15 protein-coding genes and 2 pseudogenes are annotated in these 22,308 nt (G+C 66.7%); 5 read left to right on the forward strand and 12 right to left on the reverse strand.

Annotated elements, in window-relative coordinates:
* Nucleotides 1-51: 51 nt before the first annotated feature.
* Nucleotides 52-1,935, reverse strand: coding sequence for a serine/threonine-protein kinase PknH/PknJ (locus tag G6N54_RS25675; RefSeq protein ID WP_163793190.1), 1,884 nt, complete (start codon nt 1,933-1,935; stop codon nt 52-54).
* A gap of 216 nt (nt 1,936-2,151) precedes the next feature.
* Between G6N54_RS25675 and G6N54_RS25680 the strand changes: the two genes are divergently transcribed.
* Nucleotides 2,152-2,418, forward strand: coding sequence for a hypothetical protein (locus tag G6N54_RS25680; protein WP_163788002.1), 267 nt, complete (start codon nt 2,152-2,154; stop codon nt 2,416-2,418).
* A 6-nt stretch (nt 2,419-2,424) separates the two neighbouring features.
* Here the strand turns inward: G6N54_RS25680 and G6N54_RS25685 are convergent.
* The 9 genes and pseudogenes from G6N54_RS25685 to G6N54_RS25725 all read right to left on the reverse strand — a co-directional run bounded on the left by G6N54_RS25685 (nt 2,425) and on the right by G6N54_RS25725 (nt 15,098).
* Nucleotides 2,425-4,793, reverse strand: a pseudogene (locus G6N54_RS25685) (FHA domain-containing protein).
* Between the two features lie 192 nt (nt 4,794-4,985).
* Entirely contained in the window at nt 4,986-6,782 is a 1,797-nt protein-coding gene (locus G6N54_RS25690; RefSeq protein WP_163793192.1) for a serine/threonine-protein kinase, read from the reverse strand.
* Nucleotides 6,783-7,033: 251 nt separating this feature from the next.
* Nucleotides 7,034-8,180, reverse strand: a pseudogene (locus G6N54_RS25695) (BTAD domain-containing putative transcriptional regulator).
* Between the two features lie 292 nt (nt 8,181-8,472).
* Nucleotides 8,473-9,168, reverse strand: a complete 696-nt coding sequence (locus G6N54_RS25700) for a cysteine peptidase family C39 domain-containing protein (RefSeq protein WP_163793195.1) — start codon at nt 9,166-9,168, stop codon at nt 8,473-8,475.
* A 176-nt stretch (nt 9,169-9,344) separates the two neighbouring features.
* Nucleotides 9,345-9,713 carry a DUF4189 domain-containing protein gene (locus G6N54_RS25705; RefSeq protein ID WP_163793197.1) on the reverse strand — a complete coding sequence of 123 codons (369 nt, stop codon included), beginning with the start codon at nt 9,711-9,713 and terminating at the stop codon, nt 9,345-9,347.
* A 56-nt stretch (nt 9,714-9,769) separates the two neighbouring features.
* The gene (locus G6N54_RS25710; protein WP_163793199.1) at nt 9,770-10,504 is read right to left on the reverse strand and encodes an LppX_LprAFG lipoprotein; all 735 of its coding nucleotides are present in this window, start codon (nt 10,502-10,504) and stop codon (nt 9,770-9,772) included.
* 478 nt (nt 10,505-10,982) lie between these two features.
* The gene (locus tag G6N54_RS25715; RefSeq protein ID WP_163793201.1) at nt 10,983-11,318 is read right to left on the reverse strand and encodes a DUF732 domain-containing protein; all 336 of its coding nucleotides are present in this window, start codon (nt 11,316-11,318) and stop codon (nt 10,983-10,985) included.
* A 130-nt stretch (nt 11,319-11,448) separates the two neighbouring features.
* On the reverse strand, nt 11,449-13,335 hold the full coding sequence (locus G6N54_RS25720) for an ABC transporter ATP-binding protein (protein WP_163793203.1): 1,887 nt from the start codon (nt 13,333-13,335) through the stop codon (nt 11,449-11,451).
* Nucleotides 13,332-15,098: an ABC transporter ATP-binding protein gene (locus G6N54_RS25725; RefSeq protein WP_163793205.1), complete on the reverse strand. Its 1,767-nt coding sequence runs from the start codon at nt 15,096-15,098 to the stop codon at nt 13,332-13,334. The genes G6N54_RS25720 and G6N54_RS25725 overlap by 4 nt, the downstream gene beginning before the upstream one ends.
* A gap of 224 nt (nt 15,099-15,322) precedes the next feature.
* On the opposite strand from G6N54_RS25725, the gene G6N54_RS25730 reads away from it, so the two are divergent.
* Nucleotides 15,323-15,835, forward strand: a complete 513-nt coding sequence (locus G6N54_RS25730) for a DUF3558 domain-containing protein (RefSeq protein WP_163794968.1) — start codon at nt 15,323-15,325, stop codon at nt 15,833-15,835.
* Nucleotides 15,835-16,380 carry a DUF3558 domain-containing protein gene (locus G6N54_RS25735; RefSeq protein ID WP_163793207.1) on the forward strand — a complete coding sequence of 182 codons (546 nt, stop codon included), beginning with the start codon at nt 15,835-15,837 and terminating at the stop codon, nt 16,378-16,380. The genes G6N54_RS25730 and G6N54_RS25735 overlap by 1 nt, the downstream gene beginning before the upstream one ends.
* A gap of 6 nt (nt 16,381-16,386) precedes the next feature.
* On the opposite strand, the gene G6N54_RS25740 is transcribed toward G6N54_RS25735, so the two are convergent.
* Entirely contained in the window at nt 16,387-16,863 is a 477-nt protein-coding gene (locus tag G6N54_RS25740) for a SixA phosphatase family protein (RefSeq protein WP_163794969.1), read from the reverse strand.
* Between the two features lie 56 nt (nt 16,864-16,919).
* Nucleotides 16,920-18,278: an HNH endonuclease signature motif containing protein gene (locus G6N54_RS25745; RefSeq protein WP_163793209.1), complete on the reverse strand. Its 1,359-nt coding sequence runs from the start codon at nt 18,276-18,278 to the stop codon at nt 16,920-16,922.
* A 264-nt stretch (nt 18,279-18,542) separates the two neighbouring features.
* Between G6N54_RS25745 and G6N54_RS25750 the strand changes: the two genes are divergently transcribed.
* Both G6N54_RS25750 and G6N54_RS25755 read left to right on the forward strand, forming a co-directional pair.
* Nucleotides 18,543-19,688, forward strand: coding sequence for a metallophosphoesterase family protein (locus G6N54_RS25750; RefSeq protein ID WP_163793211.1), 1,146 nt, complete (start codon nt 18,543-18,545; stop codon nt 19,686-19,688).
* Entirely contained in the window at nt 19,685-22,300 is a 2,616-nt protein-coding gene (locus G6N54_RS25755) for an AAA family ATPase (RefSeq protein WP_163793213.1), read from the forward strand. The genes G6N54_RS25750 and G6N54_RS25755 overlap by 4 nt, the downstream gene beginning before the upstream one ends.
* Nucleotides 22,301-22,308 lie beyond the last annotated feature (8 nt).

Genomic DNA, 22,308 nt, shown 5'->3' on the forward strand with positions numbered 1-22,308 from the left:
CACCGAATAGGTCAATGTCGCTGTGCCGCTTAAGCATTGACGGCTTAAGAGCTAGACGTTGTTGATCTTGTCGGCGATCTGGCTGGCCTGATCGCTGATGTGATAGCCGCACGCGTTGACGTCGGCGATCACGTTGTTCGCCACGCTCATCGCGTGCTCGCACTGCCAGCCGTCGGCGCCCTCCTGGGTTTGCAGCACCGAGATCTTCGGTGACGTGCCTTGGATGGGAGCGAAGGTCCACCGATAGGTCTTGCCCGACGAGCTCGTCACGGTCACCGTCTGACCGACGCAGGTCTTCCATTTGTCCAGCGAGCTCTGCAGGAACGCCTTGGCCTTGTCGGCGGTCGGAAACGCCACCACCGCCTGGTTGACCCAGTGGTCGTTGTTGTCGCCCGGCTCGGCGGACACCAGCCCGTTGATGCCGGTGTAGCCGCTGCCGGCGTACGCGGCGTCCTGCGTCGTATACAGCGCTCCCTGACACGCCGGCACCGACACATTCATCGTGGAAGTGCCCATCGACGTGATGGGCTTGCCGGGCTGGATGTTCGTCGCGCCCATGACCGCGTTGATATCCGAGGCATTCAGCAGCAGCGAGTTGAGCCGTGTGGAAGCGATCGGTTCCGGCGGCGGCTTCGGGTCGGGGATGATCAGCCAAATGGCCACCGCGCTGACCACGACCACCAGCACCACCGCGGCCGCGGCGATGATCGGCCAGGGATTGCGCTTCGGTTTGGGTGGCGGCTGCCGCCCCAGGTTCCACTGAGTCGGGCGGACCGGTGGGGGTCCGCCCCCGTTGCCGCCGCCGCCTTGGTAATACTGCGGGCCGGACACGGGCTGGCCCGGGCTGGGGACGGGGCCGCTCTCGGGTGCCCAGGGCCGGGGGCTGGGTGCATGCTGCGGCGGCGCGGGACGTGGGCTCGGTCCGGTGCGCGGATACGGCGTCGGGGTCGGGGCCGCCGGTGGCGGTGTGCGGGGCGGCGGCTGCACGGGAGGCGCTGCCACTGTGCCCGCGATCGTCGGTGGCTGCTCGAGCTTGTCCTTGCCGGGCAGTGCCGCCTCCTGACTGCGGCGCAGGATGTCGGAGGCGTGGTCTTGGTCGGGAGTGCTGAGCGCCTCGTGGGCGGCCAGCGCAAGGTCGCCGGCGCTGGCATAGCGGTCCTCCGGCTTTTTGGCCATGCCGCGCGCGATCACCGCGTCGAATGCCCTCGGAATGCCCGCGCGCACCGCGCTGGGCAGCGGAATGGGATCGCTCATGTGGGCCTTGACCAGCACTCCCGCGCTGTCGGCGCGATAGGGCGGGGACCCGGTCAGGCATTCATGCAGCACGCAGGCCAGCGCGTAGATATCGGCGCGGTAGGTGACCTCGTCGTTGGTGAATCGCTCCGGGGCCATGTACTTCCAGGTGCCGACCGCCGTGCCGAGCTGGGTGAGCTTCTCGTCGGTGGTGGCGCTGGCGATGCCGAAGTCGACCAGGTAGGCGAAATCGTCGCGGGTGACCAGGATGTTGGGCGGCTTGACGTCGCGGTGCATCACCCCCGCGGCGCGCGCCGCGTCCAGCGCCGAGGCGATCTGGGTGATGATTGCGACCGCCCGTGGCGGCGTCAGCGGTCCGTATCGTTTGAGCAAGCTGTCCAAGTCGGTGCCCTCGACGAGGCGCATCTCCATGAACATTTTTCCGTCGATTTCGCCGTAGTCGTGGATCGGCACGACGTGCGGCTTCTGCAAACGGCCCGCGGTGCGGGCTTCGCGCTTCATCCGCTCCCGGAAGACGGGGTCCGAGCTGAATTGGTCGGACATCAGCTTGACCGCGACGGTCCACTCTTTGACGGTGTGCTCGGCCTCGTAGACTTCGCCCATCCCGCCGCGGCCCAGCAGCCGTTTCAGGTGGTAGGGCCCGAACGTCGACCCCTCCCGTGAGGCCTGCCCCTCGCTCATTGCTGATCCTCCAAACCAACGCAGACCCGCCGACCATATCAACAATTTCCCGGCGGACCCGTCGGCCGCGACCCCCCCCGGTCAGCACCCATGACGGTATGCGCCGACCGGCTTCACCGCTCGATAACGGCAAACGCCGACGGGCTGCCCACCCGGCGATCTCGGCCCTCAAATGTGCGCTGCGTTCCAAGGATTCAGCAAGGATCAGGCAAGTGCGTGGGCAGACCCTTTCTCCATACCGACGCGAGTTACAGCGAGGGGATGTCAATGCTGCACACCACCGAGACCGACTTCAGGGCCGTGCTCGCCGTCATGGCGGCCTTGATCGGCGTCGCGGCGCCGTCGCCCGCACGGTGGCGCGCCGGTGCCGAGCGGGCGTGGTCGTACGGCGTGTACTACGTCGGGTACCGGCTGTTGTCGGTTCAGCTGACGTGCGGTTCGTGGGCGGTCAGCGCGCTGGGACTGGCGGCCAAGCGCGGGTAGGCCGGGTTACTTGGCCGCTTTGCGTTGCGGGTCAAGCTGTCTGAGTCGCAGCGCGAGCAGGGCGATCAAAACGATCGCCTGTACCGCGCAGGCAGCCACGGCCATCCACCAGTTGACGGCGTCGTACTCCCACAGCGGGTCTTCGTCGCCACCCGCGGTCCGGCGCAGATCGTCGAGATCGATCGTCGAGGCGGCCATCGCATAGGCCCAGCGGGACGGCGATAGCCACGCCAACTGCTCCAGCGGGATGCGACCCTTGACACCAAACATCCCGCCGCACAGCACCAGTTCGGCCATCACTACCAGCACGAGCAGCGGCATGCCACGGTCGGCGTTGCCGATCATCGCCGAAATCAGCAGGCCGATCATCATCGAGACCACGGTGACGGCGACGACCGCCGCCGCCACTTCGACTCTGGGCCAAGGCAGCACGACGGCCTGGTCCGGCGGGGGCAGGCCCGCTGCCCCGAGGAGCCGAGAATCAGTCCCTGCAGCGTGGTCAACGCGCTGAGCACGAGCAGCTTCGAGGCCAGGTAGGCGCCACGCGACAACCCGATGCCGTGCTCGCGCTGATAAATGGCCCGTTCCTTCACGATCTCGCGGATCGACGCGGCGCAGCCCATCAGGGCTCCGCCGATGATGAGCAGCACCAGCAGTTGAGAGGGCTGAGTGGACTTCGTCTCGATGGCCTTGGTCAGCGACAACCCGGCCTCGCCCGGGACGGCGTGCGCGAACAGGCTCAGCAGCAGCGGCAGGACCAGCAGTGTCACCGCGTACTGGCGGTCGGCGGCGATGACGGCCAGATACCTCCGGCACAGCGTGGTGAACTGTGCGAACGCGCTCTGTTGGGCAACCGGCTTCGCGGCGCGGGCGGCGGGTGCCGGGGCCTTCAGGGTGGCGTGTGGCCCGGTCAGGGCCCCGTGAATGGGCGATGCGACGTAGCGGCCGGTCCAGTCGGTCGTGGTGTCGTGTTCGAGAAGGTTGAACAGGTCGGCGAAGTCGTTGCAGCCGAAGTAGTTCAGGGCTTGTTGTGGCGGACCGAAGTACGCCAGCCGCCCGCCCGGCGCCAGGATGAGCAGCCGGTCGCATAGATTCAGCTGCGCGGTGTTGTGGGTGACCACCACGACCGATCGGCCGTCGTCGGCCAGGGCGCGCAGGGTCTGCATCACGGATTTCTCGTAGCCCGGATCGAGGCCCGAGGTGGGCTCGTCGAGGAACAGCAGGGATGGTTTGGTCAGCAGTTCCAGCGCGACGCTGGTGCGCTTGCGCTGACCGCCCGACAAGCTGTCGATCCGTTGATTGGCATGTGCGGTCAGCCCGAGCTCGCCCAGCACCTCATCGATGCGCTGCTTTCGTTCCCGAGCGGAGACGTCCTGCGGAAATCGAAGCTGCGCAGCGTAATTCAGGGCTCGCCGCACCGTCAACTGGGTGTGCAGGATGTCGTCCTGCGGCACGAAGCCGATCCGGTGTCGCAGCTCGGCGTAGTTCTTGTAGAGGTCGCGATTGTCGTATCGGACCTCGCCGTTACCGGCCGGGCGGAATCCGGTCAACGCGCTCAACAATGTGGATTTGCCTGCGCCGCTTGGCCCTACCACCGCCATGAAGCAGCGTTGCGGTAGCGCGAAACTGACGTTGGCCAACAACACCTTGCCCTTGTTGGAGACCACCCGCAGGTTCGACGCCTCGTAGGACACGTCGCCGGTGTCGGTGTATTCGACGAGTTGGTCGCCGGACAGATGCAGCAGCTGATGGCCGATGCCGACGATGTCGTTGGGCCCGATGATCGCGTGCGCGATCCGGTTGCCGTTGACGTAGGTTCCGTTGGCGCTGTTGCTATCGAAGAGCTCCCACTGATTGCCGGAGCGGCGCAGCACCGCATGGTGGCGAGAGACCAGCAGATCGTCGAGCACGACGTCGTTGTCGGTGCCGCGGCCAATCCCGATGGTGATCTGGTCCATCGGGTAGACCGCGGTCGGCGGCCGGGCCACCGTGGTCTCGCCGACCGGCCGTGTCATCGGTGCGACGGTCTGTGTCTTCGCGGGGCTCGGTGGTGCGGCAACCGGGTGGAGTTCGAGCGCCTGCCCAGAGGACGCCGACCCCAGCACGACGGTGACCGGCTGGCCTATCGGCAGGCTCTCGACTCGCCGGCCGTTCACGAACATCCCGTTGCTGCTGCGGTTCACCAGGACCCAGCCCGCCGGCGTCGGCTGCAGCACCGCATGCTGGCGCGACACTCTCGGGTTCTCCAGCTGGATGTCGGCTTCGTGCGCGCGACCGATGCTCCAGGACCGGCCACCGGTGGCCTGCCAGGTACGGCCGCCCGCCCGCAGTTCCAACCCGGGAATGGTGGTGACCATGTCGGTCCTGTCGTCCACCCATTGCCTCCGCTGTGTTAGCTAGCCGCCTCGACTATCGTCACGACATCCACCACTTGTATAGCTGATCTTGGTGTGATCCTGGCGTTTTTGCCACCCGGGCGCGGTTTGCTGGTGTGCGCCGGACCGTCTGCGGCCCGCCGACTCCGGCATCGAATGCTGTTGGCTTGGTTAATCTTTGACCACCACGATTCAGCCGCCGTACTTGGTCCACCAGGTGTGCAGCTCCTCGATGGTCGGGGGGTCGCCGAAGACATCACACAGCAACAGCTTGACCTGGTTGCTCCACACCATGTTCGGGTGGTTGTTGTAGGTGCCGCAGGCGACCACGCCGACGTCGACCTTCGGCGCGTCCGGGTGCTGCCACGTTTCCGGGTTGTTGGTTCCTCCGGGGCAGGTCGCCAGCGTCAGCAGCTTGATGTCCGCGTCCGTCGCGTCTTTCAGCACGCCCGGGTTCGGGAAGAGTCCGTAGCGCGCTTTCGACGGGCCGACCGGGTTGACGTTCTGGTCGCAGTCGACCACCGCCAGCGCACCCGACCAGACGGTGTTCGGCTTGGCGGTGGCCGGTGTGCAGGTGCCGCTGGGGTAGCCCGGGGGCACCAGGGTGAGCAGCTGAGCGTCGAGGTCGCCCGTCGCAGTCGTCGTGGTGGTGGGCGGCGTCGAACTCGTGGTCCGCGGCGGGGTCGTGGTGCTGGTCGCGGTGGGGAGCGGCTTCGGGTTGTCGTCGTCCCGCGTGGCGACGTAGACGCCGATCGCGGCGACCACCAGGACCAGAACCAGGGCGACCGCACCGATGACGATCGGCCAGGGACTGCGCTTGGGCTTGGGCGGCGGTTGCTGCCCCAGTGTCCAGGCGGTGGGGCCGGCGGGCGGGGGTGCGCCCGGCGGCGTTGCGCCCCAGTTGCCGCTGGCGCCTTGGTAATACCGCGCGCTGGAGACCGGCTGGCTCGGGGTCGGGACGGGCCCGCTCTCGGGTGCCCAGGGCCGGGCCGTCGGCGCGGGCGGTGGGACCGGCGTCGGAGCCGGCGGCGGATATGGCGGCGGTGGTGTGCTGCTCTGCGACGGCGCGGGGGGAGGAGGGACGTGCGGGGTCTCGGCGGCCAGGGTGGCTTCTTCGCTGCGGCGCAGGATGTTGTCGGCGTGGTCTTGGTCGGGAGTGCTGAGCGCCTCGTGGGCGGCCAGCGCCAGGTCGCCGGCGCTGGCGTAGCGGTCCTCGGGCTTTTTGGCCATGCCCCGCGCGATCACCGCGTCGAAGGCCTTGGGGATGCCCGAGCGCACCGCGCTGGCCAGCGGAATGGGATCGCTGGTGTGTGCCCTGACCAGCTCGCCGGCGGTGCTAGCGCGGTAGGGCGGGGTGCCCGTCAGGCATTCGTACAGCACGCACGCCAGCGCGTAGATGTCGGCGCGGTAGGTGACCTCACCGTTGGAAAAGCGTTCGGGCGCCATGTATTTCCAGGCGCCGACGGCCGTGCCGAGCTGGGTGAGCTTCTCGTCGGTGGTGGCGCTGGCGATACCGAAGTCAACCAGGTAGGCGAAATCGTCGCGGGTGATCAAAATGTTGGGCGGCTTGATGTCGCGGTGCATGACGCCGGCGGCGTGGGCCGCGTCGAGGGCCGAGGCGATCTGGGTGATGATCGCGACGGCGCGCGGCGCGGTCAGCGGGCCGAACCGCTTGAGCATGTCGTCCAGGTCGATGCCCTCGATGAGATGCATCTCCATGAACATCTGGCCGTCGATCTCGCCGTAGTCGTGGATCGGCACGACGTGCGGTTCCTGCAAACGGCCCGCGGTGCGCGCCTCGCGCCGCATCCGCTCCCGAAAGACGGGGTCCCTGCTGAACTCCGCGGTCATCACCTTGACCGCGACGGTCCACTCCTTGACGGTGTGCTCGGCCTCGTAGACCTCGCCCATCCCGCCCCGGCCCAGCAGCCGCTTTAGGTGGTAGGGCCCGAACATCGACCCCACGCGCGAGTTTTTCTCCTCGCTCATCGCTGATCCTCCAAACCGGCCGCAGACCCGCCGACGATATCAACAACTACGGGCAAATCCTCGTTCGTAACCTCCGCGACTAGCAACCATCACGGTAAGCCGTCGTGGACTCACAGGCGGGACAATCGCGAGATCGCGGCGCGGGCGCGTCGCGCGTCGATACGGGCGCGGTCCGTCGAAAAGCCTTGCGGTGATTGGCCATGCCAGTTGCTGATACGAAAAACCTCGCCCAGCAATAATTTTCGTACGAGTCAGTTCGCTGCGTCGCTGTTGTAGCCGCGCGGGATCTCGAACGTGAATTCGTGGTCGCAGATGCGGACGTGGTCACCGTCCTTCAGGGTGGCTGCGGACCGGATGCGTTGGTGCTGCACATGTACGCCGTTCGACGACCGCAGATCGTTGATCACATAGCTGGTGCCGGTGTCGACGATGACGGCGTGATGGCGGCTCACGTTGGCGCTGGCCAGGATGATGTCGTTGTCGCTCAGACGTCCGATGCGGGTCTCCGCCGCGCGCAGCGGGTAGCTGCGACCCGAGGCTTCGTGCAGGTGCGCGGCGGGCTTCCCGGCGGGGACCTTGGTGCGCTGATCCAGCAGGGTGATGGTGCCGACTGCCGTGGTCCGCGCCGATTTCTTGGCGTCCAGCGGTTCCTGGCGCAGGATCTTTTCGTTGAGATCGCGCAACGTCGGGCCGGGGTCGATCCCGAGCTCGTCGGCGAGAGTCGTCTTCACCCGGCGGTACGCGGCCAGCGCGTCGGATTGCCGATCGGTCAAGTAGTAGGCGGTGATCAACTGCGCCCACAGCGGCTCGCGGTAGGGGTGTTCGGTGATCAGGACTTCGAGGTCGCTGATCACGGCGGCGCCACGTCCGCAAGCGATTTCGGCCTCCGCCTTCGCGGTGTGAACCAGGATTTTCTCCTCCACCAACGAGGTGGCGAAGGTGTCGACGAACTGAAAGTCGCGCAGGTCCTCGAGCACCGGGCCGCGCCATTGTGCCAACGCCACCGTCAGGTGCTGGCTCGCCTGCTCGAACCGGCTGACCGCCGCCGCGTGCACGCCCGCGGTCTTCTCGGTGATGAACCGTCCGAGATCGCAACTGTTTTCGTCGACCGCGAGCCGGTAACCCGGCGGCCAGCACCACGCGGGGGTCGATACCGGCTCCGCTGAGCAGCTTGCGCAAGTTGGACACGTAGGAGTGGATGCTGGCCCGTGCGCCCGGCGGGGGCTCGTCTTCCCACAGCGCGGTGATCAGCCTCTCGACACCGACCGGGCTATTGCGGTTCATCAGCAGCATGGCCAGCACTGCCCGCTGCTTGGGCGTGCCCAGCGGCACCATGGTGCCGTCAACAGTCATCTCCAACGGCCCGAGCAGGCCGAATTCGAGGCTTTTGTCTACCATCGTCGCTAACCAGCCCTTCCGGGTTCTCCGCGCGGCGTCACCTGCCCATACGGTGTTATGTCCTTAACATTGTGATACGAACCCCCGGAATTCGGTAATAACCCGAAGACGGGTGTGCCGCGGCGCCGGTGCCGGCGCGCGGTTGTCCCGGCCTCAAATGCCTTCCCTGCCAGCGTGATCATCGATTGCCCGCTCGAATCCGATTGGGATTCCCCGAAAACGCATAAGGCGGGCAGCCACCTGGAGCATGCGCTCCGCGTGGCTGCCCGCCGATTCGGCAATTTGTGCGGGCTCAGCTGGTGAACACCATCAGCTCCTTGCTGGCCTCCCAGGCTTTCATGAAGAGCGCCATCGGGATCTGCTCGTCGCGGCCGTCCTTGTTGCCGCTGTCGTTGAGGTGCACCACGTTGTTGGCGGTGTCGATGCCGGTGACCACCACGGCGTGGTCGCCCCGGGGGTTTCCGTCGTCGTCCTTGTTCTCGACGGGCTGGCCCCAGATGAGCTCACCGTTGACGCTGACGATGACCTTGTGATCCTCTGCCAGCTGCTCTTCCAGTCCTTCGATGCCACCGGCGATGCCGTCTTTCGCGGCGTGCCCTTTGTTGGTGATGGTGGCGTCGATCTTGTACAGCTTCAGCAGCTGCGGGACATCGGCAAAGCTGGTGCCCATACCCGAATTCGGGTTCTTGGTGTTGGCCGGCGTGGTGTAGATCGACCCGGGGTGGACGACGCTCGGCGTGAGTTGCGCCCGCCTGATGATGGCCTGCTCCGAGGGCTGCTTGCCGGTGATCTGGCCGATCACGTCGGCGCTCGCCATCAGCACGCAGTCGTCGTACTTCTGGTACTGCCAGTAGTCGGCGGCGGCGGTGGGGTCGCCGTACATGGTGCCCGCGGCCGCCCCGGCCGGTGTGGCCAAACCCAGCGCGATGGCGCTTGCGACGACGGCGAAGGTGGCGGTCTTGGCGAACGTGGCGAACGTGGTCTTCATCGTGGTCCCTTTTCTCATTCCGCGGTGGTGCGGGGTGGTTGAGAAAAGGTTCCGATCGTGGCCTATTCGTTATCTCCACGAATTCTTGGAGTGACTTCGCGCCGGGCTGACCGGGACAAAGACCGTGCTCAAGCGGCCTTTCGCGAGCGCGCGGCAGCTTTACAGCAGCCGAGGGCCTAGTTGCACGCCCAGGTGTCGATGGAGCCGCCACCGAGTTTGGTCAGCGCGTCCTTCATCGCGGCGGCCAGGGTGCTGCCGACACCGCCCTGGAATGTCTTGCCGTTGGTCGCGACGGCGCCGCAATCGGTGAAGCTGGTGAGGACCTTGCAGTCCGTGTAGGCGCAGTTCTTGACCGCGGTGGCCTCCGCGGCCGGCCGGGTCGGGTAGTCCCAGGAGCGGCCCCAGGAACCATTGCTGGAGTAGGCAATCGCGCCGTATTGATCGGCGGCGCCGGCTGCCGGAGCCAGCGCGACGCTGACCGCGGCGGCGGTGGCCATACCGGCGACGGCCACAGAGAACCGCCGGCGACGAGCAATCGTCCTCATTGGTGATTCCTTTCCGAATGCCGGCGGTCCGGCGGTTGGGCGTTTGCTGGTCACGACTAGACGGGCTTGGTGGCGGTCACCGTCTTGCCCCAGTCCGACATCGTGAGCGTCACCGAGGTGTCGTTCGTCGGATGGACCTGAAGCTGGACGAGGTGCGAGGAGCCGTCCGAGGCGATCCAGACCGTGGTGGGCACCGTCGTCACGCTCTGCGCGGTCAACTTGGAGCCGGCCAGCGTGGCCACGTCGTCGGCCGACGAGCTACCGGTGATCTTGGTGGTCGCGACGCCGTTGACCTGCTCGGTGCCCGATACCGCGCCGCCCTGCAGTTTCGACAACAGGTTGGCCAGGCCCTTGGCGGGGTCGAGCAGCACCGACACGTTGTAGATCGAGGCGCCGTTGCCGAAGTCGGTGTAGGTGCCTGGTTGTCCGAGGTCGGAGTAAAGATGACCATCGACGTAGACGAATTTCGCCTCCTCCGGGGATTTGCCGACCAGCAGCGTTGCGGAACCGGTGGCAACCGTCTGGGGGCTGTTGGAGATGTCTCCGTCCAGCTTGGTCACTCGCAGGTTGGGCACGTCGCCCTGCACCGCAACGCTGACATGCATGCCGGTGACCTTGGTCATCGCGTCCGCGGCCTGCTTGAGCAGGGTGGCCGCCTCGCTGCTGGAGGTGGTGGGGGTGGGGCCGGGCGATTTGCCGGTGTTCGAGTTATTCGAGCAACCACCAATGGCGAGTACGAGGGCGAGCGCGGTGGCAGCGGCGGCGGTGACGGTGCGAGGCGAGAGCTTCATCGACATCTCCTTCAGTGGTGGCCACAGCTGCTTCCTGCATAGCAATCGCCGCGCAGCAAATCAACAGCCGACCACCGAGCTTAGTGAGCCCGATGTCCGATCCGGAAGTCTAAACCGGATCCGGCGTCCGTCAGGTGTCGGCGCAGAATCGCATACCCGCTCTTTGAGGAGTGAATTGCATTGACCGACACTGGTTTCCGATGCTCCCGCAATGGTGCGGGCGTGACGGTGTTGTCGAAGGCGGTGCGTGTGCGGCGCCAATGAAGCCCCTCCGGTGGTGCCCACAGATGACGAATGGGGGGATCTCGGTTACCGAGATCCCCCCGTCGAGGGAGTGGTGCGATTCCTATCGGGTGCCATCTGGGTGCTGATGAACACAGCCTCGCGCCCACCCCTTCAGCGCGTCACCCCGGCCGACAAATGGCGAATGGGGGGACCCCGGTTATCGGGATCCCCCCATTCAGTGGGGTGGTTGCGACTAGGTGAGCTGCGGGGCGAGTTGCGGGCAGTAGGCGTGGGTCGCATCGACGACGAAGTAGGCCGCCTGGTGGCTGGTCAGGTTCGTCTGCTGCAGGACCTCGCTGGCGACGTCGGTCCCGGTCTTGCCGGAGGCGAGCTCCTGGCACACCTTGTGGCCGTCTTTGATGGCGTCGGCGGGCGAGTTGAAGGAGATGCCTAGCTTGTCCATCTGGGCGAGGAACGCGTCGTCGGAGCTGATGGCTCCGGCGGTGCCGGCGGTGCCGACCGCGATGATGCCGATGGCGGCGGCGCCGATGACGGTGCTGGCGATGGTGGCGAGGCGGTTGGTGAACATTGCTGTGGTCCCTTTCAGGTGTGCGGTTGGGGTGCTGATGGGACTAGCGTCGGCCGCACTTCTAAAGGGATCCTCTATAACTTCTTGGCGTCGTTTCAGTAACGCCTAAGGCCCGGGTCAGATCGGGAGTTCAAGCCCGGGTCATCGCGTAATAGGCACCCTGGCGGGCCATGAGTTCGGCGTGGTTGCCCTGTTCGACAACCTGGCCGGCCTCGACCACTACGATGCGGTCGGCATTGCGGATCGTCGAAAGCCGGTGCGCAATAACGAAACTCGTGCGATCGCGGCGAAGCTCATGCATGGCCCGCTGGATCAGGGCCTCGGTGCGGGTGTCGACCGAGCTGGTGGCCTCGTCCAGGATCAGCAGGTGCGGACGCGACAGAAACGCGCGTGCGATCGTGATCAGCTGCTTCTCGCCGGCGCTGATGTTGGCGCCGTCGCCGGTGACCCGGGTCTGGTAGCCGGCCGGCAGCGTGCGGACAAACCGGTCGACGTAGGCCGCCTCGGCGGCTTCGGCCACCTCGGCCGGGCTGGCGTCGGGCCGACCGTAGGCGATGTTCTCCGCGATCGTCCCGTCGAAAAGCCAGGTGTCCTGCAGCACCATGCCGATTCGCGATCGCAGGGCTTGCCGGCTCATCGTGGTGATGTCGACGCCGTCGACCAGGATGCGGCCGGAATCGACGTCGTAGAACCGCATCAACAGGTTCACCAGCGTGGTTTTGCCCGCTCCGGTCGGTCCCACGATCGCCACGGTGCTGCCCGGTTCGGCCGTCATCGACAGGTCTTCGATCACCGGCGTGCCCGGGTGGTAGGCGAAGCTGACGTGCTGGAACTCGACGCGTCCGCGCGATTGCTCACCTTTGAGGCCGGCCGGCGCCGGGTCCGGTGCCTCCTCGGGTTCGTCGAGCAGGTCGAACACCCGCTCCGCGCTGGCTACCCCGGATTGCAGGGTGTTGTACATCTCGGCCACCTGGCTCAGCGGGTTGTTGAATTGCCGGACGTACTGGATGAATGCCTGGATATTGCCGAGGGTGATGTGCCCGGTGGCCACCTGCAGGCCGCCGAGCACCGCGACCGCGACGTATCCGAGGTTGCCGATGAACGCCGTGGCCGGCGCCACGAGTCCGGAGAAGAACTGCGAGCCGAAGCTGGCGTGGTAGACGTCGTCGTTGAGGCTGCGGAACTGCTCACGTGCGGAGTCCCGGTGACCGAACGTCTTGACCACCGTGAAGCCGCTGTACGTCTCCTCGATGTGGGCGTTGAGGCGTCCGATGCTGGTCCACTGCGCCTTGAACAGGCGTTGGGAACGGCGCGTGATCGTTCGGGTCACCAGTAGCGACAGCGGCACGGTCAGCACGGTGGTCAGGGTCAGCAGCGGTGAAATCGACAGCATCATGGCCAGCACCGTGACCACGGTCAGAATCGCCGTCAGCAGCTGGCTAAGTGTCATCGACAGCGAAGACTGGACGTTGTCGATGTCATTGGTGACCCTGCTCAGCAGCTCCCCGCGCAGCCGTCCGTCGAAGTAGGACAACGGCAGTCGATGGATCTTGTCCTCGACTTCGGAGCGCAGCGCGACCATGGTGCGCTGCAGCGTGAGGTTGAGCAGGCGCGCCTGTATCCAAATGAACAGTGCGGCAACGATATACAGCGCCAGGGCAAACCCCAGCGTTCTCGCCACCGCGCCGAAGTCCACGCCGTGACCGGGCATCACATCCATTCCGGACAGCAGGTCGGCGAACGCGTTGTCGCCGCGCGCCCGCGCTTGGGCGACGGCTTGCGCCTTGGTGATTCCCGCCGGGAGTTCTCGTCCGATCACACCGTTGAACAGCAAATCGGTGGCGTGACCGAGGATTCGCGGAACGACGACGCCGATCACCGTGCCGGTCAGGCCCAGGGTGATCACCGCGATGCTCAGCGTGCGTTGTGGCGCAAGCCGTTTCACCAGCCGGGCAGCGGTGCCCCAGAAGTCGCGCGATCGCGTGCTGGGAGGGGGCCGGTTCGTCGGTCTGGTCACTGCGTGCCCCCGGTCCGGCCCGATCGCACGGCATCGACCGACTGCGAGTCGGCGAATTCCGCGTAGGTGGTGCAATCGGCGAGCAACGACTCGTGGGTGCCGGAGCCCACCATCCTGCCGTTGTCGACGACGATGATTTGGTCGGCCTGCGACGCCGTCGAAATACGCTGTGTGACAACGATGATGGTGGCACCGCCGGAGATCTCGTGCAGAGCCGACCGGACGCGCGCGTCGGTGTGGACATCGAGCGCGGAGAACGCGTCGTCGAAAAGATATATCGCCGGTCGGCGGATGACGGCCCGTGCAATCGCGAGCCGTTGTCGTTGGCCGCCCGAGAAATTCATGCCGGCCTGCGCGACGCGCATCTGCAGCCCGTCGGTGTGCGCCCGGACGAATTCGTCGGCGGCGGCGACCCGTAACGCCTGCCACATCTGCTCGTCGGTGACCAGCTGGCCGGGGGCCGCGCCTATTCGCAGGTTATCCGCGACGGTTCCGGAGAAGAGGTATCCGCGCTGCGGGACCAGACCGATCGCCGACCACAGCCGCTCGTTGTCGTAGTCGCGGACGTCGACGTCGTCGAGCAGGACCGCGCCGTCGGTGACGTCGTAGAGGCGGCAGATCAGCGACACCAGCGTCGACTTGCCCGAGCCGGTGCTGCCGACGATCGCGGTGGTGGTGCCGGGCCGCGCAGTCAACGAGATATCTTGCAGCACAGGGCGGTCGGCGCCCGGATAGGTGAACGCCGCATGGTCCAGGCGCACCACGCCGGTGATCCCCGCGACCGGAAGCTTGGGGTGTTGCGGGCTACCGATCGCCGGATTGGTGGACAGCACCTCGGTGATCCGCTCGGCGCACACGGACGCCCGCGGCAGCACCACCAGCGTCATCGTCGCCATCAACACGGCCATCAGGATCTGGGTGAAGTACGCCAGAAAAGCGGTGAGCGTGCCGACCTGCATCTGGCCGCGATCGATGCGCAGACCACCGAACCAGATCAGCGCGACGCTGGAGACGTTGATGGTCAACGTGGTCACCGGCAGCATCAATGCTTGCCAGTTGCCCGCGGTCAGGGCCGCGTTCGACAGCGCGCTGTTGGCACGGGAAAACCGCTCGCGCTCAAAGCCTTCGCGGGTGAACGCCCGGACCACCCGCACCCCGGTCAGCTGGTCGCGCATTACCCGGTTGATGCCGTCGATCAGCGCTTGCATCCGGCGGAACAGCGGCAGCATGTGCGACATGATCCAGTAATTGGCCACGGCCAGCACCGGGACGCTGACCAGCAACAGCCAGGTCAGCGCGGCTTCTTGATGAATGGCCATGAAGATTCCGCCGACGCACATGATCGGCGCGGTGATCAGTACCGTGCCCATGATTTGAACCAGGTACTGAATCTGGCGGACGTCGTTGGTGCTGCGGATGAGCAGCGTCGGTGCGCCGAACCGGGCGGTCTCGGGCTCGGAGAAGGTGGTGACGCGTTCGAACATCGCCAGGCGCAGGTCGCGGCCGAACCCCATGCCGGCTCGTGACCCTAAGTAGGTGGCGCCGACCGAGCACAGCACCTGTAGCCCGGTGACGGCCAGCATCACCATGCCGAGCCGGACGATCGTCGCGGTGTCGCCCCTGCCGACGCCGTCGTCGATGATCGCGGCGTTGACCGTCGGCAGGTACAGCGTCGCCAGCGTGCTGATCAGTTGGAGCACCATCAGCACCGCCACCAGCCGCCGGTAGGGCCGGATGTACTGGCGCAGCAGTGCCAGAAGCATTTGGTAACTGTCGCATATGGCGAGGGGTGCGGCGCCGAGCACCGCCGGGCGGTCGGGTGCTTGCGAAGCGTCCGGCAAATACTTTGAAATGCCTGATCAGGTGGCGCGTCGGTGGTTGACCCGCGGGGCTGCCGCTACAGTGCATCGTGTGGACCAGGAGCAGGCGGAGCAGAAGCAGGGTAACGGTGCGTCGTAACCTCACGGCTCTGGCCCTTGCGGCCGTCATGGTCTTGACCCCGGCGGTTGCGGGCTGTTCGGGCTCTGGCGACAACAAGCCGGGCGGGACGTCCTCGACGACGCCTGGCAGCGCCGAGGGCCACCACGGACCGATGTTTCCGCAGTGTGGCGGTATCAATGACCAGCAGGTGGCCGAGCTGACCAAGATGAGCGGGCTGATCAACACGGCCCGCAATTCCGTCGGTTGCCAGTGGCTCGCCGGCGGCGGCATCCTGGGGCCGCACTTTTCTTTCTCCTGGTACCGCGGCAGCCCGATCGGACGCGAACGCAAGACCGAGGAACTCTCGCGCGCCAGTGTCGACGACATCAATATCAATGGTCACAGCGGCTTCATCGCGGTCGGCAACGAGCCCAACCTGGGCGACTCGCTATGCGAGGTCGGTATTCAGTTCCAGGACGATTTCATCGAGTGGTCGATCAGCTTCAGTCAAAAGCCCTTCCCGCCGCCTTGTGACATCGCCAAGGAACTGACTCGTCAATCGATTGCGAATTCGAAATGATGACCAGACGTGTCCGGACGGCTCTCGTCATGTTGATCGCCGCGTTGGTGCTCGTGACCGGCTGTTCCAGGTCGATCGCGGGTAACGCGGTCAAGGCGGGCGCCGGCGGCGTGCCGCGCAACAACAATTCCCAGCAGCAGTACCCGAACCTGCTCAAGGAATGCGAGGTCCTGACCAGCGACATCCTGGCCAAAACGGTGGGCGCCGACCCGCTCGACATTCAGAGCACGTTCGTCGGCGCGATCTGCCGGTGGCAGGCGGCCAACCCAGCCGGCCTGATCGACATCACCCGGTTCTGGTTCGAGCAGGGCAGCCTGAGCGAAGAGCGTAAGGTCGCCGACTTCCTGCATTACAAGGTCGAGACCCGGACGATCGCCGGCGTGAGCTCGATCGTGATGCGCCCGGACGACCCGAACGGCGCTTGCGGGGTGGCCAGCGACGCGGCCGGTGTCGTCGGCTGGTGGGTCAACCCGCAAGCACCCGGGATCGATGCGTGCGCCCAAGCCCTCAAGCTGATGGAGCTGACGCTCTCTACGAACTCCTAGCGGGGTTCAGCGCGGGATGTGGAAGTCGATCAATGCGGCTGTCGCCGGTTGCAGGTTTTTCCAATCGCCGGTGACCCTGAGCACCGCGATGGCCGACGTCGCAAACTTCTGCGAAATGCGTTGCGCTGCAACGTCGTCGGTACCCTCGTCGCCCGCGAGGCCGAGCGCCAGCGATGACATGGTCGGCTCGTGCCCGACCACGAGCAGCGTGTCGACGCTGTCGGCGACGTCGTTGATTTCGTCGATCATCGTGCCCGGGGTGGTGTCGTAAAGGCGCTCGCGGAATTGGACGGGCGCGTCGATGCCGGTGTTGGCCAGCGTCTGACGCGCGCGGGTGGCCGTGGAGCACAGCACTGCGTCGATGCTGGGTTGATTGGCGCGCAACCAGTCGCCGCCCAGTCCCGCTTCCCAGATGCCGCGAGGCGCCAACGGTCGGTCGTGGTCGACGACGCCGGCCGGATATCCAGATTTCGCATGCCGCATCAGCAGCAGGGTGCGCGCAGAATTCACGCGACTCACGCTATCTCGCGGCGAGCATTTTATGCCGTCTCGTCGTCGTCTGGGTTGTGGAGGAGTTTGTTGGGGTGGTGGTAGGTGTTGGTGCGGGGTTGGCCTTTGTCGAGGTGGGGTGGGGGGATCCATTCGGTGGTGCCGTTGGGGTGTTTGCGGGTGGTCCAGCCGTGGGGTTGTAGGAGTCGGTGGTGGGTGCCGCAGGCCAGGGTGAGGTTGTCGATGTTGGTGGTGTGGCAGGTTGCGTAGTCGGTGATGTGGTGGATTTCGCAGTAGTAGCCGCCGACGGTGCAGCCGCGGTCTTTGGCGTACAGCACGATTCGTTGTCCGGGTGAGGCCAGGCGTTTGGTGTGATACAGCGCGACGGGTTGGCCCTGGTCGAAGATGGCGAGGTAGTGATGCGCGTGGCGGGCCAGGCGGATCACATCGGAGATGGGGAGCCGGGTTCCGCCGCCGGTGAGGCCGTGGCCGGCGGCGGCTTCGAGTTCGGTCAGGGTGGTCGAGACGATGATCGAGGCGGGCAGCCCATTGTGCTGACCCAACTCCCCGCTAGCGAGCACGGCACGGAGGGCGGCGTTGAGGCCGTCGTGATGGCGCTGCGCCGCCGAGCGGGGTCGTGATCGATCGCGTCCTGGGACGGTGCGCCGTCGACGCAGGGGTGTGGTCGTCGGGTTGCATATGCCGGGGCGGCGAATTTGGCCAGCACGGCCTCCAGCGAGGCGCGGGCTTGGGGGGGTGAGCCAACCACTGAGGGCGGACATGCCGTCGGCTTGCTGGTTGCCCAGGGTCACCCCGCGGCGATGTGCCCGGTCGTCGTCGGTGAAGTTGCCGTCCGGGTTCAGGCAATTCATCACGTGCTCGGCGAATCCGATCAGCTGGTCGGGGCGGTATTGGGTGGCTAGGCGGGCGAGGTCGGCTTCGGCGGCGGTGCGGGTCTCGATGTCGATCCAGCCCGGCAGCTGATGGTAGAAGCGCCGAATCACCGCGACATGCTCGCGACCCAGCTTTCCGGCCCTTTGCGCGGTGGCGGTGGCGGCCAACACCGGCGGCAACGGTTCACCGGTCAGGGCGCGTCGCTCCCCGAGGTCGGCGGCTTCGCGGACCCGGCGGCCGGCGTCGGCGCGGCTGATCAGGGTGGCGTCGGCGATCGCATGGGACAGTGTGCCGCCCAACTCCGCCGGGGTGGCGTCCTGGGCGAGCCCGTTGATCAGCGGGTGTTGGCCGGCGGATAGTTGTCGTTGTGCCTGCTCGTAGCGGCGCAGCATGGCCAGTCGCTCGGGGGTGCGTAGCATCTGTTTGTCGAACCCGTTGATGGTCTCGATCGCGGCGGTCAGCACATCGAAGGCCGCCACCATGGCTTCCCCGTCGACGATCACACCCGTACTCATACCGACCAAACTAGATCGACCCACCGACACAAAACCCCGCCCTGTGACCACAGAAACACAAGTGGCACAAGAGATTTAACGAGTGTGAACTCACGGCGATTGTCGCTCAGAGGCGGGCAAAAGGTCACATGGATCGGCCCCTGGTCGCGGCCCGCCGTGGACACCGCATCAAGGCATGCCGGTGCGCATCCCCGAACTTGTCAGTGAACCCACTTAGACTTCCGGTGCCTTGATAGCCACGTCATTTCCGAAGGGGGCGCCGGGATGCGATTCCTGCACACCGCCGACTGGCAGCTGGGCATGACCCGACACTTCCTGGCCGGCGACGCCCAGCCGCGCTACTCGGCCGCCCGGCGCGACGCGGTGGCCGGGCTGGGCGCCCTCGCCGCCGAGGTGGGCGCCGAGTTCGTCGTGGTCGCGGGCGACGTCTTCGAACACAACCAGCTCGAGCCGAAGGTGATCGGGCAGTCGCTGGAAGCCATGCGCGCCATCGGAATTCCGGTCTACCTGTTGCCCGGGAACCACGACCCGCTCGACGCGTCGTCGGTGTTCACCAGCACGCTGTTCACCCGGGAACGCCCGGACAATGTGATCGTGCTCGACGGGCCGGGCCCGCATCAGGTCAAGCCGGGCGTCGAGATCGTCGCCGTGCCATGGCGGTCCAAGGCACCGACCACCGACCTGGTCGCCGAAGTCCTCGACGGTCTCGAAAACCCCGAAGCGGCCACCCGCGTGCTCGTCGCCCACGGCGGCGTCGACGTGCTCGACCCCGATCGTGACAAGCCGTCGCTGATTCGCCTGTCCGGGCTCGAAGATGCGCTGTCCCGCGGCGCGATCCACTATGCGGCGCTGGGGGATAAGCACTCCCTCACCCAGGTCGGCGACAGCGGCCGGGTGTGGTACTCGGGATCGCCGGAAGTCACGAATTTCGACGACGTCGAATCCAACCCGGGTCATGTCCTGGTCGTCGACATCGACGAAACCAACGCGGTCTCGGTGACGCCGCGCCACGTCGGTCATTGGCGGTTTGTCACGCTGCATCGCCAGGTCGACAACAGCCGCGACATCGCCGACCTGGACCTGAATCTCGATCTGATGACCGAGAAGGACCGCACCGTGGTGCGCCTGGCACTGACGGGTTCGCTGACGGTCACCGATCGGGCCGCCCTGGATGCGTGTCTGGACCGATACGGACGGCTCTTCGCCCACCTGCGCACCTGGGAACGCCACACCGACCTCGCGGTGATACCGGCCGATGGCGAGTTCACCGATCTCGGCATCGGCGGATTCGCCGCCGCGGCCGTCGAAGAGCTGGTCGCCACGGCACGCGGGGACGACACCGACTCCGCGACCGACGCCCAGGCGGCACTGGCACTCTTGCTGCGGCTCACCGATCGGGGCGCCGCATGAAGCTGCACCGCCTGGTCCTGACGAACTACCGCGGAATCAGGCACCGCGAAATCGAATTTCCCGATCACGGCGTCGTTGTGGTGAGCGGCGCCAACGAGATTGGCAAATCCTCGATGATCGAAGCGTTGGATCTGCTGCTGGAATCCCGGGACCGCTCGACGAAGAAGGAAGTCAAGCAGGTCAAGCCCACCAATAGCGATGTCGGCTCTGAGGTGACCGCCGAAATCAGCAGCGGCACTTACCGTTTCATCTACCGCAAGCGTTTCCACAAAAAGTGCGAGACGGAATTGACCGTGCTCGCGCCGCGCCGCGAGCAACTGACCGGCGACGAGGCCCACGAACGCGTCCGCAGCATGCTCGCCGAGACGGTGGACAACGACCTGTGGCATGCCCAGCGGGTGCTGCAGTCCACATCGACTGCTGCGGTGGACCTTTCGGGCTGCGACGCGCTGTCCCGGGCGCTGGATATGTCGGCCGGTGACGCATTGTCCGGCGACGAACCGTTGCTCATCGAGCGGATCGACGCCGAATACGCGCGTTACTTCACCCCCACCGGACGTCCCACCGGGGAGTGGGCCGCCGCCATCGCTCGACTGTCCGACGCCGAGACCGCGGTCGCTCAGTGCACGGCGGCGGTCGCCGAGGTCGACGACCGGGTGCGCCGCCATGCCGTGCTGACCGAGCAAGTCGCCGAGCTTTCCCAGCTGCGGCTTGCGGCCGGTCCGCGATTGGCCGTCGCGCGGGCAGCCGCCGACAAGGCCGCCGAGCTCACTCGGCAAGCGCGAGAAGCCAAGCTGGTCGCGGCCGCCGCCGCAGCAACCAGCGCCGCCGCGGTCGCCGCGCACAACGGCCGGTCCCGCCTGGTCACCGAGATCGAAACGCGCACCGCGGCCGTCGCGGCCACCGAGGCCGAAGCGCAGCAAGCCGCCGCCGCCGAGGCGGCAGCGCGGGCCGAGGCGCAGACAGCGGCGACCGCAATGCAGGAGGCCACGCAGGTTCTGACCGACTTGCAGGGCCGCGTCGAATCCGCCCGCCGCACCGTCGACCAGCTCGCCGAGCGCGAGGAGATGGACCGGCTCAGCGCCCGGCTGGCCAAGATCGACCGCGCCGAGCGAGAGCGCGATCAGCTCACCACGGAGCTGTCCGCGGTCGTCCTCACCGACGAGCTGCTCCGCCGAATCGAAAGTGCCGCAGCGGCGGTCGATCGCGCCGGTGACCAGCTGACGTTGATCTCGGCGGCGGTTGAGTTCACCGCGGTCGCCGACATCGAGCTCGCGGTCGGTGACCAACGAGTGTCGCTGTCGGCAGGGCAAACCTGGTCGACGACCGCCACCGGCCCCACCGAGGTCGAGGTTCCAGGTGTCCTCACCGCGCGGATCACCCCCGGCGCGACCGCGCGCGACGTACAGGCCAAATATGCCGCGGCACAACAAGAGCTGACCGAGGCACTGGCCGAAGGTAAGGTCGCCGACCTCACCGCGGCGCGACTGGCCGACCACAATCGTCGCGAATTGCAGAGTAGCCGCGACCAATTGAGCGCGACGCTGTCCGGCCTGTGCGGTGACGAAGACGTCGACCAGCTGCGGGCGCGGCTGACGCAGCTGCGTGCCGGTCAACCGGTCGAGCCCGGCCTGTTCGCGATCGATATCGATTCGGCCAGAGCCGAACTCGATGCCGCGCAGGCTGCTCGCCTGGTCGCGGAAGCCGAATGCGAAACCCATCGCCGTGCCTCGGCCGCCGCCGACTCCCGGCTCGCCGAGGCCTCAACCCGGGCAACGCTTTTGCTCAACGAGGCGACAACCCAACGAGCTGAAATAAGCCGAGCCACCGAACAACTGGTGCAGGAGCGTGCCTCGGTGCGCGACGAGGATCTGGCGTCTTCGGCCGATGCCGGCCAGCAGGCCGCGGCCACCGCCGAACGCCGTGCTGCCGAACTGGCCGGAGAACTGGCGGCCGCGGCGCCCGACGCGGTCGCCGCCGAATTGGCCGCGGCCACCGCGGCCGCCGAGTCGCTGGGCGGTCGCTACGAGGACGCCGCCCGCTCGCTACGCGAGCTCACGATCGAACTCTCGGTTTTCGGCAGCGAGGGCCGCCAGGGCAAGCTCGACGCCGCGGAGATCGAGCGTGAGCACGCCGCCAGCCAGCACGCCCGGATCGGCGGCCGGGCCCGCGCGGCAGAACTGCTGCGTTCGGTGATGGCCCGCCATCGCGACACCACGCGGCTGGGCTATGTCGAGCCCTACCGCGCCGAATTGCAGCGGCTCGGCCGTCCGGTGTTCGGGCCCAGCTTCGAGGTCGACGTCGATACCGACCTGTGCATCCGCAGCCGAACCCTGAATGGCGTCACGGTGCCCTACGACTCCCTCTCGGGTGGGGCCAAGGAGCAACTCGGGATCCTGGCGCGGTTGGCCGGGGCAGCCCTGGTCGCCAAGGAGGACGCCGTTCCGGTTGTCGTCGACGACGCACTCGGGTTCACCGACCCCGACCGGCTGGCCAAGATGGGCGAGGTGTTCGACACCGTCGGCGCCCAGGGCCAAGTGATCGTGCTGACCTGTAGTCCCGATCGCTACGAGGGCGTCAAGGGCGCGCACCGCATCGATCTCAACGTCTAGACTCACCC

It is taken from the genome of Mycobacterium stomatepiae, from assembly GCF_010731715.1.
Taxonomy (GTDB): domain Bacteria; phylum Actinomycetota; class Actinomycetes; order Mycobacteriales; family Mycobacteriaceae; genus Mycobacterium; species Mycobacterium stomatepiae.

Excerpts from the sequence above, each read along its gene's own strand:
- G6N54_RS25675 (WP_163793190.1), bottom strand. The coding sequence starts at position 1,935 with ATGAGCGAGGGGCAGGCCTCACGGGAGGGGTCGACGTTCGGGCCCTAC.
- G6N54_RS25690 (WP_163793192.1), bottom strand. The coding sequence starts at position 6,782 with ATGAGCGAGGAGAAAAACTCGCGCGTGGGGTCGATGTTCGGGCCCTAC.
- G6N54_RS25700 (WP_163793195.1), bottom strand. The coding sequence starts at position 9,168 with ATGAAGACCACGTTCGCCACGTTCGCCAAGACCGCCACCTTCGCCGTC.
- G6N54_RS25705 (WP_163793197.1), bottom strand. The coding sequence starts at position 9,713 with ATGAGGACGATTGCTCGTCGCCGGCGGTTCTCTGTGGCCGTCGCCGGT.
- G6N54_RS25710 (WP_163793199.1), bottom strand. The coding sequence starts at position 10,504 with ATGAAGCTCTCGCCTCGCACCGTCACCGCCGCCGCTGCCACCGCGCTC.
- G6N54_RS25715 (WP_163793201.1), bottom strand. The coding sequence starts at position 11,318 with ATGTTCACCAACCGCCTCGCCACCATCGCCAGCACCGTCATCGGCGCC.
- G6N54_RS25725 (WP_163793205.1), bottom strand. The coding sequence starts at position 15,098 with ATGCTTCTGGCACTGCTGCGCCAGTACATCCGGCCCTACCGGCGGCTG.
- G6N54_RS25730 (WP_163794968.1), top strand. The coding sequence starts at position 15,323 with ATGGTCTTGACCCCGGCGGTTGCGGGCTGTTCGGGCTCTGGCGACAAC.
- G6N54_RS25735 (WP_163793207.1), top strand. The coding sequence starts at position 15,835 with ATGACCAGACGTGTCCGGACGGCTCTCGTCATGTTGATCGCCGCGTTG.
- G6N54_RS25740 (WP_163794969.1), bottom strand. The coding sequence starts at position 16,863 with ATGCGGCATGCGAAATCTGGATATCCGGCCGGCGTCGTCGACCACGAC.
- G6N54_RS25745 (WP_163793209.1), bottom strand. The coding sequence starts at position 18,278 with ATGAGTACGGGTGTGATCGTCGACGGGGAAGCCATGGTGGCGGCCTTC.
- G6N54_RS25750 (WP_163793211.1), top strand. The coding sequence starts at position 18,543 with ATGCGATTCCTGCACACCGCCGACTGGCAGCTGGGCATGACCCGACAC.
- G6N54_RS25755 (WP_163793213.1), top strand. The coding sequence starts at position 19,685 with ATGAAGCTGCACCGCCTGGTCCTGACGAACTACCGCGGAATCAGGCAC.